This window comes from Streptomyces sp. 184 (assembly GCF_045781775.1).
GTDB lineage: Bacteria > Actinomycetota > Actinomycetes > Streptomycetales > Streptomycetaceae > Streptomyces.
This window is the reverse complement of the sequence record NZ_CP123230.1, coordinates 5,490,709-5,505,896: the sequence shown is the minus strand read 5'-3', so window position 1 is coordinate 5,505,896 and position 15,188 is coordinate 5,490,709. Positions and strand designations below refer to the sequence as shown.

Annotated in this window: 12 protein-coding genes and 2 pseudogenes; 9 read left to right on the top strand and 5 right to left on the bottom strand. The window is 72.8% G+C overall.

The window, feature by feature from the left end:
* Window positions 1-70: 70 nt before the first annotated feature.
* From QBL21_RS23330 to QBL21_RS23290, 9 genes and pseudogenes are all read left to right on the top strand, one after another.
* A complete protein-coding gene (locus QBL21_RS23330) occupies window positions 71-1,021 on the top strand; it encodes a carbohydrate ABC transporter permease (protein ID WP_407564168.1) in 951 nt (316 codons plus the stop codon).
* Window positions 1,018-1,926 (top strand): carbohydrate ABC transporter permease, encoded by a 909-nt coding sequence (locus QBL21_RS23325; RefSeq protein WP_407564167.1) that lies wholly within the window; start codon window positions 1,018-1,020, stop codon window positions 1,924-1,926. Before QBL21_RS23330 ends, QBL21_RS23325 begins: the two co-directional genes overlap by 4 nt.
* Window positions 1,923-3,167: a Gfo/Idh/MocA family protein gene (locus QBL21_RS23320; RefSeq protein ID WP_407564166.1), complete on the top strand. Its 1,245-nt coding sequence runs from the start codon at window positions 1,923-1,925 to the stop codon at window positions 3,165-3,167. Before QBL21_RS23325 ends, QBL21_RS23320 begins: the two co-directional genes overlap by 4 nt.
* Window positions 3,164-4,030 (top strand): PmoA family protein, encoded by an 867-nt coding sequence (locus QBL21_RS23315; protein WP_407564165.1) that lies wholly within the window; start codon window positions 3,164-3,166, stop codon window positions 4,028-4,030. The genes QBL21_RS23320 and QBL21_RS23315 overlap by 4 nt, the downstream gene beginning before the upstream one ends.
* A 118-nt stretch (window positions 4,031-4,148) precedes the next feature.
* Entirely contained in the window at window positions 4,149-5,474 is a 1,326-nt protein-coding gene (locus QBL21_RS23310) for an ABC transporter substrate-binding protein (protein ID WP_407564164.1), read from the top strand.
* Between the two features lie 110 nt (window positions 5,475-5,584).
* On the top strand, window positions 5,585-6,898 hold the full coding sequence (locus QBL21_RS23305; RefSeq protein WP_407564163.1) for a polysaccharide lyase family 1 protein: 1,314 nt from the start codon (window positions 5,585-5,587) through the stop codon (window positions 6,896-6,898).
* A 142-nt stretch (window positions 6,899-7,040) separates the two neighbouring features.
* Window positions 7,041-8,492, top strand: a complete 1,452-nt coding sequence (locus QBL21_RS23300) for an NCS2 family permease (protein ID WP_407564162.1) — start codon at window positions 7,041-7,043, stop codon at window positions 8,490-8,492.
* A 37-nt stretch (window positions 8,493-8,529) separates the two neighbouring features.
* Window positions 8,530-9,585: a type II toxin-antitoxin system Phd/YefM family antitoxin gene (locus QBL21_RS23295; protein ID WP_407564161.1), complete on the top strand. Its 1,056-nt coding sequence runs from the start codon at window positions 8,530-8,532 to the stop codon at window positions 9,583-9,585.
* A 273-nt stretch (window positions 9,586-9,858) separates the two neighbouring features.
* A pseudogene (locus QBL21_RS23290) lies at window positions 9,859-10,641 on the top strand (GH12 family glycosyl hydrolase domain-containing protein); the annotation flags it as partial.
* Between the two features lie 11 nt (window positions 10,642-10,652).
* On the opposite strand, the pseudogene QBL21_RS23285 reads toward QBL21_RS23290, so the two are convergent.
* From QBL21_RS23285 to QBL21_RS23265, 5 genes and pseudogenes are all read right to left on the bottom strand, one after another.
* Window positions 10,653-11,044 (bottom strand): annotated as a pseudogene (locus tag QBL21_RS23285) (transposase); the annotation flags it as partial.
* A 15-nt stretch (window positions 11,045-11,059) separates the two neighbouring features.
* Window positions 11,060-11,749, bottom strand: coding sequence for a response regulator (locus QBL21_RS23280; protein WP_407564160.1), 690 nt, complete (start codon window positions 11,747-11,749; stop codon window positions 11,060-11,062).
* Window positions 11,746-13,005, bottom strand: a complete 1,260-nt coding sequence (locus tag QBL21_RS23275) for a sensor histidine kinase (RefSeq protein ID WP_407564159.1) — start codon at window positions 13,003-13,005, stop codon at window positions 11,746-11,748. Before QBL21_RS23275 ends, QBL21_RS23280 begins: the two co-directional genes overlap by 4 nt.
* 5 nt (window positions 13,006-13,010) lie before the next feature.
* Window positions 13,011-14,147, bottom strand: coding sequence for a hypothetical protein (locus QBL21_RS23270; RefSeq protein ID WP_407564158.1), 1,137 nt, complete (start codon window positions 14,145-14,147; stop codon window positions 13,011-13,013).
* A gap of 177 nt (window positions 14,148-14,324) precedes the next feature.
* Window positions 14,325-15,098, bottom strand: a complete 774-nt coding sequence (locus QBL21_RS23265) for an IclR family transcriptional regulator (protein WP_407564157.1) — start codon at window positions 15,096-15,098, stop codon at window positions 14,325-14,327.
* Window positions 15,099-15,188: the final 90 nt, after the last annotated feature.

The window sequence follows — 15,188 nt, the reverse complement described above, 5'->3', positions numbered from 1 at the left end:
TGCACCACCCCCTGTCCGATCCACCGAACGACGTTCGCGAAGCGCTTCGACGGCACCGATAGGAGCAGACATGGCCCAAGCCGTGGCGCGGCCGCCCGGAACGGCCCGGCGGCGCGCGGAGAGCCGCCGCGGGGGAAGCCGCCGCGGCGGGCCCCGGCGCCTTCCGTATCTGCTGATCGCCCCCGCCGGGCTGCTGATGCTGGGCTTCATCGCGTACCCGATGCTCAGCGTCTTCTACTACAGCCTGCGGCACTACAACGTGACCAAGCCCTGGCGGAACGGCTTCGCGGGCCTGGAGAACTTCACCACGCTGCTCACCGACGACCCGCTGTTCTGGGACTCCCTGGCCTTCAGCGCCAAATGGGTCGTCGTCGAGGTCGGGCTCCAGCTCGCGTTCGGCCTCGCCCTCGCGCTGATCGTCAACCAGACGTTCCTGGGCCGCGCGTTCGCCCGGGCGCTGGTCTTCTCGCCCTGGGCCGTCTCCGGCGTCCTCACCACGACGATCTGGATGCTGCTCTACAACCCCTCCACCGGCGTCAGCCGCTACCTCGCCGACGCCGGCATCGGCGAGTACGGCACCTCGGTCCTCTCCGACACCGGCACCGTCTTCTGGGCCGCCGTGCTGGCCGAACTCTGGCGCGGGGTGCCCTTCTTCGCCATCCTCATCCTCGCCGACCTCCAGTCCGTACCGAAGGACCTGTACGAGGCCGCGGCGGTCGACGGCGCCGGGCGGCTGCGGCAGTTCGTGCACATCACGCTGCCGCACCTGCGGGACGCGATCATCCTGTCGACGCTGCTGCGCGCGGTCTGGGAGTTCAACAACGTCGACCTGCTCTACACCCTCACCGGCGGCGGCCCCGCGGGCCAGACGACCACCCTCCCGCTGTACGTCGCCAACACCGGCATCCACGGCCACGACTTCGGCTACGCCTCGGCCCTGACCACCGTCGCGTTCGCGATCCTCCTCTTCTTCTCGATCCTCTACCTGCGCCTGAGCAAGTTCGGAGGCGACAACCGATGAGCACCGCTCCGACCGCGCTCGCCGCGCCCCCGCCCGCCCGGGACGCCGCGCCCGCCCCGCCCGCCCGCCGCGGGCGGCGCCGCCGGCAGCGGGCGTACGACGAGGTGCCGCGCTGGCAGATCTGGCTCCCGCTCGGCCTCTACCTGCTCTTCACGCTGATCCCCTTCTACTGGATGCTGCTCTTCGCGGTGCGCCCCGCCGGCTCCACCTCGCTGGTGCCGTGGCCGATGACGTTCGAGCACTTCGACAAGGTGTGGACCGAGCGCAGCTTCGCGACCTTCTTCCAGAACAGCATGCTCGTCGGCGCCGCCACCCTGGTGATGACCACCGGCGTCGCGCTCGCCGGCGGCTACGCGCTGGCCCGCTTCGACTTCCGGATCAAGAAGGTCTTCCTGCTCGGGCTGCTGTGCTCGCAGTTCATCCCGGGCGCGCTGATGCTCGTCCCGCTCTTCGAGATCTTCCGCAGCCTCCAGATGATCAACTCGCTGGGCAGCGTCGTCATCGCCGAGACGGTCTTCCAGCTCCCGCTGTCGCTCATCCTCATCAGCACCTTCATCAAGAACGTGCCGTACGCGCTGGAGGAGGCCGCCTGGGTCGACGGCTGCGGGCGCTTCCGGGCCTTCTGCGCCGTGGTGCTGCCGCTGCTGCGGCCCGGTCTCATCGCCGTCGGCTCCTTCGCGTTCGTCCACAGTTGGAACCACTTCCTCTTCGCGCTGATGTTCCTGAGCGAACAGGACAAGCAGACGATCCCCGTCGGCCTCAACACGCTCATCGGCGCCGACAGCGTCGACCTGGGCGCGCTGGCGGCGGGCGGGGTGATCGCGGCGGTGCCGGTGGTGATCGTCTTCGCGTTCATCCAGCGGTGGCTGATCACCGGCTTCAGCGCCGGGGCGGTGAAGGGATGACCGCCGCGACCCGCCACGGCGCGCCCGGCCCCGTGCCCGGTCCCGTGCCCGTCGTACTGGCCGGGGCCCGCGGGCACGGGCGCCGGCACCTGGAGAACATCCGCAGGCTCCAGCGGGCGGGCCGGGCCGAGCTGGTCGGCGTCTGCGAGACGCACCCGCTGACCGCGGAGGAGTTCGCCGGCGAACCCGTCGCGCAGGGCGCCGACTTCGCCGCGCTGCTGGAGCGTACGGGCGCCCGGCTGGCCGTCGTCTCCACGCCGATCCCCACCCACACCGACTTCGCCGTGGTCGCCGCCGGGCACGGGGTGCACCTGCTGCTGGAGAAGCCGCCCGCGCCGTCGTTCGCGCTGTACGAGCGCATCGAGGCCGCCTGCCGCTCCGCCGGCGTCGCCTGCCAGATCGGCTTCCAGTCCCTCGGCTCGCTTGCCCTGCCCGCCATCCGCGCGCTCGTCGCCGAGGGTGCCGTCGGCGCGTTACGGGGCATCGGCGCCGCCGGCGCGTGGGTGCGCGACGAGGCGTACTTCCGCCGCGCGCCCTGGACCGGACGCCGCCGGCTCGACGGCGTCGACGTGGTCGACGGCGTGCTCACCAACCCGCTCGCGCACGCCGTCGCCACCGCGCTCGCCGTGGACGGCACGGTGCGCGCGGGCGATGTCACGGGCATCGAGCTGGAGTTGTACCGCGCCCACGACATCGAGGCCGACGACACCTCCGGTCTCCGGCTGACCACCGCCCGCGGCACCGAGATCGTCGCCGCCGTCACGCTGTGCGCCGAGCGCGCGGCCGAGCCGTACGTGATGGTGCACGGCGCCAGCGGCCGGATCACGTTCTGGTACAAGGAGGACCGCGTCCTGCTCCAGCGCGCCGGGCACGGGCCGGAGGAGATCACGTACCGCAGGACCGACCTCCTCGGCAACCTCCTCGATCACCTCCGCGACGGCACGCCGCTGCTCGCGCCCGTCGCGGACGGCGGCGCGTTCATGCGGGTCGTCGAGGCCGTACGCACCGCCCCCGACCCCGTGCCGCTGCCCGCCGCCGCCTGGCGCACCGCCCCGGCGGACGCTGCCGCCCCGGCCGGCTCCGCACCGGCCGGCACCCCTCCGGCCGGCTCCGCCCCGCCGCCCGTGCGGCGCGTGGTGCCCGGCGTGGACGCGCTCGTCGCCGAAGGCGCCGAGCGGCTGGCCCTCTACTCCGAACTCGGCGCCCCCTGGGCCGCCCGCTGCGAGGTGAGCCGCGCATGACGATCCCCTCCCGCAACCGCACCGGCACCGACGCCGCCACCCTGCTGTGCTGCGCAGGGCGTCGCGTCGGCCGCTACGTCCACCGCCCCCGCCTGGACCGCCGGCTGTCCCCGCGCCCGTACCTCCACCCGCTCACCACGCTGGCCGGGGTGCCGGTCACCGAGCTGATGCCCGGGGACCACCCGCACCACCTCGGCGTCAGCATCGCCGTCCCGGACGTGGGCGGCGGCAACTTCTGGGGCGGGCGCACCTTCGTCCGCGGCCGGGGCCCGGTCGAGCTGGACAACCACGGCGAGCAGCGGCACGCCGGCTGGCTGCTGCGCGACCCGGACGGCTTCGTCGAGGAGCTGAGCTGGTACGCGGACGGCGCCGAGGTGCTGCGCGAGCGCCGGGCCGTCGCGGTCGCCCCGGCGGGCGACGCGGCGTGGGCGCTGGGCGTGTCGTTCGCGCTGACCAACGTCTCCGGCGCGCCGGTCTCGTTCGGCAGCCCCGCCACCAACGGCCGCCCCGGCGCGGGCTACGGCGGCTACTTCTGGCGGGCGCCGCGCACCGAGCACCCGCCGCGCGTGTTCACCGCCGAGGACGAGGGCGAGGAGGCGGTGCACGGGCGGCCCGCGCGCTGGCTGGCGCTGGCGTCGGACGACTGGACGCTGGTCTTCGCCGGCGCCACCGAGGTCACGCGCCGCGACCCCTGGTTCGTACGCACCCGGGACTACCCCGGCATCGGCTCGGCCCTGGCCTGGTCCGAGCGGGTGCCGCTGGCGCCGGGCGCGAGCCTGACGCGGCGGGTGGTCACGGCGGTGGCCGACGGCCGGCTGGACCGCGCCGCCGCGGCGGCCCTGGCGCGCAGGGCGGTGGCCTGAGCATCCCGAGGGGAGCGCCGCCCGCCCCGCGCAGCCCGTACGCCGCCGTCCCCGCGGCCCGCAGCGACCCGTACCACCCCACCTGCTGATCCTCCCTCCAACCGGAAAGAGCCGACACATGACCATGACGACACCACTGAGAGCAGCCGCCGCCGTCTGCCTGGCGACCGCGCTCACCCTCACCGCGTCCGCGTGCGGCGACGACGGCAGCACCGGCGGCGGCAGCGAGGGGGAGGGCGCCGGCTCGATCACCTTCTGGGACAACAACGGCGGGGTGCGCACGCCGGTGTGGAAGGAGATCATCGCGGACTTCGAGAAGGCGCACCCGGACATCGACGTCGAATACGTGCCGATCCCGATCAACGACGTGCAGTCCAAGTACGACACCGCGATCGCCGGCGGCGGCCTGCCGGACGTCGGCGGCGTCACCACCGCGTACCTCGCCAACATGGTCGCGCAGGACGCGCTGGAGCCCGTCGGCGGCCGGATCGAGGACGGCCCGCTGGGCGGCGTGCTCGCCGAGAGCATGACCGAGAGCGTCCGGGCCGCGGGCGGGCGCGGCGAGGAGATGTACTCCGTGCCGACCTCCGCCAACAACGGCACGCTGTGGTACCGCACGGACCTCTTCGAGGCCGCCGGGCTCGACGCCCCGACCACCTGGGACGCCTTCTACGACGCCGCGGAGAAGCTGACCGACAAGGAGAACAACGCCTTCGGCTACACCATCCGCGGCGGCGAGGGCGCCATCGCCCAGGCGCTGGACGTGATGTACGGCCAGTCCGGCATCACCGAGTTCTGGGAGGGCGAGGAGACGACGGTCAACGCGCCGGAGAACGTCGCGGCGCTGGAGAAGTACGTCGGGCTGTACAAGAACGTCACGCCCGAGGCGGACGTGAACAACGACTTCGTGAAGATGGTCGCGCAGTTCGACAACGGCGACATCGGGATGCTGAGTCACAACCTCGGCTCGTACCAGGACCATCTGAAGGCGCTGGGCGAGGGCGACTTCGCGGGGCTGCCGCAGCCGACCGGCCCCGGCGGGAAGCGGGTGCAGGTCTCCAACCCGGTCGACGGCCTCGGGCTCTTCAAGTCCAGCGACAACAAGGGCGCGGCCTGGAAGTTCATCGAGTTCGCCGCCGCGCACGAGGCCAACAGCACGTGGAACGAGTCGGCCGCGCAGATCCCCGCCAACACCGAGGCGGCCCAGGACGCCTGGGTCAAGGAGTCGGCGCAGGACAACGGCGCCTTCGCGTCGCTGACCGACGGCAGCACCGAGATCGTGCAACTGCCGTACTACCTGCCGGACTGGAACAACATCAGCAAGACCGACAACGAGCCCGCGTTCCAGAAGGTGCTCCTCGGCGAGACGAGCGCGCAGGAGTTCCTGGACCGGATGGCGGAGCAGTTGAACGAGGCCCGGGCGGAGTGGCAGGAGCAGCAGTAGCGCACCGCCGGATCCCCGAAGGCCGGGCCGGCGGCGGCCGCGTACGTCGCGTCGCGCACCGCCGCCGGTCCTCCCCCCTGCCCGTACCAGCTCTGTGAAGGAGCCGCACCATGCGTCAACGGACACGTCGCGCGGCGGCATCGCTCGCCTGCTGCGCCGCGCTGCTGGGCACGTCGGCGGCCACGACCGCCCCCACCGCCGCCGTTCCCGCCGCCCCCGCGCACGGGCACGACCCCGCCCGCGGCACCCTCCCCGCCGGCGACGGCTGGGCCTCGGCGGCCGGCGGCACCACCGGCGGCGCCGCGGCCGGCCGGGAGAACGTCCGCACCGTCCGCACCTGGGACCAGTTCCGCGCCGCGCTCGCCGCGGGCGGCGGCGAGCCGCAGATCATCCGCGTCGTCGGCACGATCGACGCACAGGCCGCCGGCTGCGCGGCGTACGAGGCCCCCGGCTACGACTTCGACACCTACCTCGCCGACTACGACCCCGCCGTCTGGGGCTACGACACCCCCGTCAGCGGCCCCCAGGAGGACGCCCGCGCCGCCTCCGCCGCCCGCCAGGCCGCGGCCGTCCAGGCGTACGTGCCCTCCGACACCACCGTCGTCGGCGTCGGCAGGAACGCCGGCATCACCGGCGCCGGCCTCCAGATCAGGGACGCCGACAACGTCATCGTCCGCAACCTCACGCTGGAGAGCCCGCTCGACTGCTTCCCGCAGTGGGACCCCACGGACGGTGAACGGGGCGCCTGGAACTCCGAGTACGACGCGGCCGTCGTCCACAACTCCACCCACGTCTGGCTGGACCACAACACCTTCACCGACGGCCGCCACCCCGACAGCTCCCTGCCGCGCCACTACGGCGAGCTGTACCAGCAGCACGACGGCGAACTGGACGTCGTCCGCGGCGCGGACCTCGTCACGGTCTCCTGGAACGTCTTCGAGGAACACGCCAAGACGCTGATGATCGGCAACAGCGACGCGGCGGGCGGCACCGACCGCGGCCGGCTGCGGGTGACGCTGCACCACAACCTCTTCCGCGACGTGGGCGAACGGGCCCCGCGGGTGCGCTTCGGCCAGGTCGACACGTACAACAACCACTACGTGATCACCGAAGGGTCCTATTCGTACTCCTTCGGCATCGGCTTCGAGTCGAGGCTCGTGGCGGAGAAGAACTCCTTCCGGCTGCCGCCCGGGACCGGCCCGGACCGGATCCTGAAGAAGTGGAGCGAGGCCCCGCTGACGGCGGACCACAACACCGTCAACGGCACCGTGACCGACCTCGTCGCGGCCCACAACGCGGCGAACCCCGACACCCCCCTGCAACGCGACGCCGGCTGGACCCCGACGCTGCGCACCCGCGTCGACGACCCGCGGGCGGTACCGGGCGTCGTGGTCCCGCGCGCGGGCGCGGGCCGGCTGCGCTGACGATCCGTGGGTACGGCACGCATCTGTACGGCTCCGCCGCCGAGGCGTAACACAAGCTCAACCTGACCAGACGCCTCAGCAGGCACAATGCCACCTGCCGTGCCCACGGCAACCGTCCCCGTCGCCGCTCAGGAGCACCCCCGTGTCCGACCAGATTGCCGACAAGTCCCCTGCCCCCGCGCCGAGTTCGGCGCCGCCCCTGGAACGCTTCTTCCGGATCCGCGAACGCGGCTCGACCGTCGGCCGGGAGATACGCGGCGGACTCGCCACGTTCTTCACGATGGCGTACATCCTCGTCCTCAACCCCATCATCCTCAGCGGCGCCGAGGACAAATACGGCAACCAGCTCGACTTCGGTCAGCTCGTCACCGTCACCGCGCTCGTCGCCGCCGTGATGACCGTGCTCATGGGCATCACCGCCAACCTGCCGCTCGCGCTCGCCGCCGGCCTCGGCATCAACGCCGTCGTCGCGTACCAGATCGCCCCGCTGATGACCTGGGCCGACGCGATGGGGCTCATCGTGCTGGAGGGCATCATCGTCTGCCTGCTCGCCGCCACCGGCGTGCGCGAGGCCGTCATGAACGCCATCCCGCAGCCGCTGAAGGTGGCGATCAGCGTGGGCATCGGCATGTTCATCGCGCTCATCGGCTTCATCGACGCCGGCTTCGCCACCCGTATCCCGGACATCGCCGACACCACCGTCCCGCTCCAGCTCGGCAGCACCGGGACGCTGAGCGGCTGGCCCGTCGTCGTGTTCTGCGCCGGCGTGCTGCTCACCGTGTCGCTGCTCGCGCGGGGCGTGAAGGGCGCGATCCTCATCAGCATCCTGGCGATGACCGTGCTGGCCATCGTCATCAACTCGGTCGCGGACATCGCCGACGAGGCGTGGGGCCTGACCGTCCCGGACTGGCCCGGCGACGTGGTCGAGGCGCCGGACTTCGGACTGCTCGGGGAGTTCAGCTTCTTCGGGGCGTTCGACGAGGTCGGCGCGGTGACCGTGGTGCTGCTGGTCTTCACCCTCTTCCTCACCGACTTCTTCGACACCATGGGCACCGCCGTCGGCGTCACCAGCGAGGCCGGCCTCCTGGACGAACGCGGCCGCGTCCCGCGTCTGGGCCGCCTCCTGTTCGTCGACGGCCTCGCCACCGTCTTCGGCGGCGCCGCTTCCGGCTCCTCCAACACCAGCTACATCGAGTCCGCCGCCGGTGTCGGCGAAGGCGCCCGCACCGGCCTGGCCAACCTCGTCACCGGCGGACTCTTCGCCCTGGCCCTCCTCTTCACCCCGCTCGCCCTGGTCGTCCCCTCCCAGGCGGCGGCACCCGCGCTGATCGCGGTCGGCTTCCTGCTGATGACGCAGGTCCGCCACATCGACTGGACCAGCTACGAGATCGCCGTCCCGGCCTTCCTCACGATCGCCGTGATGCCCTTCACGTACTCCATCACCAACGGCCTGGGCGCGGGCTTCATCGCCTACGTGCTCCTCCAGGCGGTCATGGGCCGGGCCCGCAAGGTGCACCCGCTGATGTGGGCGGTGTCGGTGCTGTTCGTGATCTACTTCGCGATCGAGCCGATCGAGGACCTGCTCGGGGTGTGAGGGCCGTTGTCAGTGGCGCCCGCTAGCGTGCGGCGGCATGGACAGCGTCGGACTCAGCGATTTCGTCTCGGCCTTCGGGCCGGTCGTCGACCGGGTCGCAAAGACCGGGGAGCGAGTGCGGATCACGGACGGCGGCGAGCCGGCGCGCGTGCTGCTGGCGGCGGGAGAGCTGGCCGAGCTGGAGCACTTCGCGCAGCGGGCCCACGGCAGCAACGGCATACGGCCCCGGCCCACGGACGAGCGGTGGCGCACGCTCGGCCCCGAGGAGCAGGGCCCGTACACCCGGTTCATGCACGCCGACGGCGTGCGGATGACGTTCCTGCGGGACCGCGCGGTGGTGGCGGAGCTGAAGTCGGTGGCGGAGCTGGAGTGGATCGAGGGCACCGCGAGATTCGGCCGCCAGAGCCACATGCCGCCCGAGCAGGCGGCGGCGTTCGAGGAGTTCCTCGCCCGCCAGCCCCCGGTCGGCGACGGCATCGCGTGGATCGCGGACTCCTGGCTGGGGGACGAGCCCTTCCCCGTGCTCGACTTCGTCAAGGGCCGCAGGCCCGAGGACGTCGCCCTCGCCTACGGGGCCGACCCCCGGGACATCGCCGAAGGGCTGCTGCTGCACGAGGTGTGGGAGATGGACCGGCGCGACGGCACCGACGAGTTCATGCGTGTGATCGCGTTCGGGGAGGCGGGGGAGTGGACGTGGCTGGGGTACCTGTCCGACGACTACCGCGACCGGCTCTCCTCGACGCCCGCGGAGCAGATCAAGCTGGTCTCGTGCGCGGGCAGGGCCATGTACCACTTCGACTACGTCAGGGACGGGGAGCACCAGAACCCCTTCCCGACCGAGGACGGCATCGTGCCGCCGCGTGACGCGTACGAGATCAACTGGTACACGCCGGGTGAGATGCCCTTCGTCCCCGACGCGCCGCTCGGCTTCCTCAACGCGCACATCCGCCGCGCGGAAGAGGTGACCCTCTGGACCAACCGGTTCGAGCTGTTCTTCGCCGGACTGGAACGCGCCTTCGGCCTGGCGCTGCCCCGGGAGGGCATCACCGGGGGGCAGGTGCGCTGCGCCCGGCTCCGGTGTCCCGCCCGATGACGCGGTCGTCGTCATTCCCAGCCCCCGCATTCGTCCGGCCCGCCGCCTGAAGCACGGGCCATGTGTCGTGACGGGTGCCTCCCTCACGATATGCGCGCCTCCTCCAGCGGTCCTACCAGCCCTCCCGGCCTACAGCAAACAGCGTGCCGATGTTCGACACCTCTGGCGGCGTACGGAGCTTGCGTTCGAGTCTTGTCAACTGTCGTGACGCCTTCTATCGTCTCCACGACTGGGAGCGCTCCCAGTCACCCCCCACCTGAAGGAGCACCAAGGATGAGATCACGGAAGTCCCGTATACATACCCTCGGCGTGGCAGCGCTCGTCGCGATGGGATCCATGGCCGCCTTTCTGACGACCGCCGAGGCGTCCCCGGGCGCAGTGTCCTCGGCCCCCCAGGCGGAAATCTGCGAAAAGTACGGGACCACCACGATCCAGGACAAGTACGTGGTCCAGAACAACGCCTGGGGAACGGATCAGACTCAGTGCATCAGCACAACTGACAGCGGCTTCCGGATCACGCGCGCGGACGGCAGCGCCCCCACCAACGGCGCCCCGAAGTCGTATCCGTCGGTCTTCCTCGGCTGCCACTACACCAACTGCTCGCCGGGCACCAACCTGCCGCGGCAGATCGGGACGATCTCCAGCGCACCCAGCGAGATCTCGTACGCCTACGTCGACAATGCCGTCTACAACGCCTCGTTCGATATCTGGCTGGACCCGGAGCCGCAGACGGACGGGGTGAGTCAGACCGAGATCATGATCTGGCTCAACCGCGTCGGACCGATCCAGCCCATCGGCTCGCAGACCGGCACCGCCCAGGTCGCGGGCCGTACCTGGGAGGTGTGGACCGGCAGCAACGGTTCGAACGACGTGATCTCCTTCGTCGCTCCCTCCGCGCTGAACAGCCTCAGCTTCGACCTGACGGCCTTCATCGACCAGGCGATCGGCGCCGGGCTGGCCACGGACCAGTGGTACCTCACCAGCGTCCAAGCCGGCTTTGAGCCCTGGGAAGGCGGCACCGGACTCGGCGTGAACTCGTTCTCGGCGTCGGTGAACTGACAGCGCACGGCGATACGGCGCTGCGAAGTGCGTCGCGGCCGGCCCACGGCCAGGCGGGGCACCCGTACCGCTTGCCACACCGTGTCGAACACCGTGGAGTCGTTGACATTGCCCGGCGTCACGACAACGGCCAGAGGCAGGCCACGTCCGTCCGCCGCGAGGTGGACCTTGGTGGTCAGCCCACCGCGGGACCGGCCGAGCGCCTGGCCGGGCGCCTGATGTGGCGGATCTTCCAGTTCGTCCGCCGTCGGTGCCCCCTTTTACGGGCACCGGCGGCGTGCTGGTGGGCACGGTTGACGGTGGAGTCGACCGACACCGTCCACTCCACCGCGCCCACCGCGTCATCGCGGACCTGGACGTCCTCCAGCAGCCTCGCCCAGGTCCCATCCCGCTCCCAGCGGCCTGGGGCTCGTGCTCAACCTGGGGTGACGAAGCCCGACTCGTAGGCGGCGATCACCGCCTGGGTGCGGTCGCGGGCGCCCAGCTTGGCGAGCAGGGCGGCGACGTGCGACTTCACCGTCGCCGCGCCGATGTGCAGCCGGGCGGCGATCTCCGCGTTCGTCAGCCCCTCCGCCATCAGCCGCAGCACGTCCGCCTCGCGGTCGGTGAGCCGGGCGCGCAGCGCGGTGGTGCGGTGGGACCTGGCGTGCTCGGCGGCCAGGGCGCGGACCGCGGCGGGGTAGAGGAGGGAGTCGGTGCGGGCCACGAGGCGTACGGCCTGGACCAGGTCGGCGGCGGCCGAGCGCTTGAGCAGGAAGCCGGCGGCGCCGGCGCGGAGCGCGTCGTAGACGTACGAGTCGTTCTCGAAGGTCGTGACGACCAGGATGCGGGGCGGCGCGGGCATGGTGCGCAGCAGTTGCTCGGTGGCGCGGATGCCGTCGATGTCCGGCATCCGTACGTCCATCAGCACGACGTCCGGCTCCAGCCGGCGCACGACGGACACCGCCTCGGCGCCGTCGGCGGCCTCGCCGACGACGTCGAGGTCGTCCTCGGCGCCGAGGATGGCCCGCAGCGCGGTACGCACCATGCGCTCGTCGTCGGCGACGACGAGGCGGAGCGGCTGCGCCGGCCGCGGCAGGCCGGCGGGGTCGTGCGGCCCGCTCACAGCGGGAGCCTCGCCGTCAGCCGCCAGCCCTGCTCGTACGGGCCCGCCGCCGCGGAACCGCCGAGCAGCCGCGCCCGCTCCGCGACCCCGTGCAGCCCCCGGCCGCCGCCCGCACCTCGGTCCGTACCTCGGTCCGTGCCGCCGCCCGCACCGCCGTCCGTTCCGCGCGCCGTCTCCGCCACGTCGTTCTCCAGCACGATCCTCAACTCCCCGCTCTCGTCCGCCACCGTGATCCGCAGCCGCACCGGCACCGGTCCCGCGTGCCGCAGCACGTTCCCCAGCCCTTCCTGCACGATCCGGTACGCCTCCCGCGACACCGGCCCCGGCAGCGCCGCCGTGTCCGCCTCCACCCGTGCCCGCACCGCCGCCCCCGCCGCCCGGGTACGCGCCAGCAGCGCGTCCAGATCGCGGGCCAGGTCCGGCGCCGGCGCGTGGCCGGGGGCGTCGCCGTCCTCCTGCCGCAGCAGCCCCAGCACGGTGTCCAGTTCCGCGACCGCCGAGCGCGTCGTGCCCTCGATCGCCGCCAGCGCCTCCCGGACGAACTCCGGGTCCCGGTCGAAGACCCGCCGGGCCGCGCCCGCCTGGAGCGTGACCGCGCTCAGCGCGTGGCCGACCGAGTCGTGCAAATCCCGCGCCAGCCGGTTGCGGCGCGCCAGGTCGGCGGCGCGCTCCTCCGCGGCGGCAAGCCGGTCCGCCGGGGTGGGGCCGAGGAGCGCGGGGGCGGCACGGGCCAGCAGCAGGCCGGCCGCCGCCGCGGCGGCGGTGAGCGCGGCCAGCAGCGCGAGGCCGAGCGGCGGCGCGATCCACGCCGGCACCGCGAGCAGCCCCCGGTCCCGCTCGCGCAACGCGCTCCAGAACGGCGTCGCGAGCAGCACCACCGCCATCGGCGGCACCGCCAGCGTCGCACCGCTGACCAGCGCCCCCAGCCCCACGTGCAGCGTGAACCAACCGGCCGTCCGCCGCCGCGCCGGCCACGACCGGTCCCGCCCCGCGGGCGGCAGCCCGCCGGGCACCCGGCACAGCGCCTGCGCGGCCGACGTCTCCAGCGTCCGCACCATCGGGAACACCAGGGGCGTCACCGCCACCAGCGGCAGGGCCAGCAGGTACGCGGTCACCTGCCAGGCCGGGCTGCGGAACGTGTCGACGTCGTGGTCCACGACCTGGAGCGCCACGCTGACGAGGAGGAAGTACGGCATGAGCAGCGCCCCGCCGACCAGCAGATGGGCCCAGCGAAGCCGCACGACGGCCGCGGACATGCGGTTCAGCTCCGCCGGGGGGTGGGGGTCGCGAGTCGGCCGGGGGCTGCGAGTGGCGCGGGGGGCGCGGGCCGGGCAGGGGACGAGGGCCGGGTGGGGGACTGCGGCTGGGCAGGGGGCGCGGCCTGCGCCGGGTCAGCGGCCCGCGTCGCCCGTTCCGCGAGCAGGGTGGCGCCCACCGCGAGGACCAGCAGGCCGGTGATCATGCCGCCAGCGTAGGCGAGGTTCATCGGCTGCGTCGGCTGCCTGTCCCCGCGTACCGGGTTGTCCGTGACCAGCGAAGCGAGCAGCATCCAGCCGCTCCACGCCGCCAGCGCCGAGCCGCCGGTCCAGCCCAGCGCCACGGCGGTCGCCAGCCGGGTACGGGGGCGCGGGCGGTGGGCGAGCAGTACGACGCCCGCCGCGGCGGCGACGCCGAACGCCACCTGGATCGCCTCGTTGACGCGGAGGGTGGCGGAGCGCTGTGCGACGAGGTGGTCGGACAGGCCCGCCGTCGACCCCAGCGCCCAGCTCAGGTGCAGCGCCGCGACCGTCAGGGCGACGACCGCGGCCAGCACCGCGAGCAGGCGCTGCGCCGGTGCGGTGGGGGACGGGGGCAGGTCGCCGAGCCGGCCGCGCAGCAGGGGGCCCCAGCGGTCGCGTACGTACAGCGCGAAGAGCCCGCCGAGCGCCAGTGCCTGGATGCCGAAGCCGACGTACACGACGGTGAACACCCACTCGTGCAGGAACGGCTCGCTGTCGTCCGTCGCGGCACCGCCGCCGCCGAACAGCTTGATCACCACCTGCGTCGGGAAGCCGACCACGATCGGCGCGAGCAGCCCGGTGGCGGCCCACAGCGGCAGGACGACGAGCCAGGCCGGCATCCGGCGGCCCCACGGCCGGGTCAGCGCGAACGCCAGCACGACGGCGGCGGCGTCCATGAGGACCGTGAGGGAGTTGGCGGCGGCCATGGTGCCGCGCTGCTCCAGCAGTTCGCTGCCGGCCGGGATGCCGACGGTGCTGCCGGCGATCCAGGCGATCTTGAGCGACAGGTACGGGAGGCAGGCGACGGCGGCGACGAGGCGCAGCACGCGCGCGATCGGCGCGGGCCGTTCCGTGGCCGGCGACAGGTGCGCGGGGGGCATCGTGACGGTGAGGTCCATGCCTTCACGCTCCCGCCCGGGGCCCGTCCCGTACGTCGCCCCCGCCGACGATCCGCCTCCGCCGCACGGGGGAGACCGGCCCGCCTCAGGGCCGTACCCGCCGGGCGTGGCGGGACGCGGCGCCCGGCGGCGAGGTGATGTCCAACGCGGTAGTGGCGCCCGGCGGGGGCGCGGTGCTCAGAGGTGGCGCGTCGCCAGCGTCAGGCGGTCGCGGGCGTCGAGCAGCGCCTCCCGGATCCCCTGCTCGTGCGCCGGCGTCAGCCGCGCCACCGGCACCGAGCAACTGATCGCGTCCCGCGCCGGCGTCCGGTACGGGATCGCCACCCCCAGGCAGCGCAGCCCGAGCGTCGACTCCTCCCGGTCCAGCGCGTACCCGCGCTCGCGCACCCCGTGCAGCTCCTCGATCAGCCGCTCCCGGTCCGTGACCGTGTGCTCGGTCAGCGGCGCCAGCGACTCCGGCAGCAGCTTGCGGATCTCCTCGTCCGAGTACGTCGCGAGCAGCGCCTTGCCCAGGGCCGTCGCGTGCGCCGGGAGCCGGCGGCCGACGCGGGTGAACGGCCGCAGATAGTGCTGCGACTGGCGGGTGGCGAGGTAGACGATGTTCACGCCGTCCAGCCGCGCGAGGTGGATGGTCTCGGTGGTGTCGTCCGCGAGCCGGTCGAGGGTGGGGCGGGCGGCGGTGACGACCTCGTCGCCGTCGATGTACGACGTGCCGACGAGCAGCGCGCGGACCCCGATCCCGTACCGTGTGCCCGTCGCGTCGGTCTCCACCCAGCCCAGCTCCGTGAGCGTGCGCAGGAGCATGTAGAGGCTGGACTTGGGGTAGCCGACGGCCTGCTGGACGTCACCGAGACTGTGCATTCCGGGCCTGGCCGCGAAATACTCCAACAGTTCCACGGTGCGGACGGCAGACTTGACCTGACCACCCCCACCGGCGTCGGCGACCCCCATGACGCTTGACCCCTCTGCTGCCGCAGCGATAAAAGTGCAAGAAGATTCATGTATAGAGACGGCGTTCAGAATACCGAACCACGGGTATCG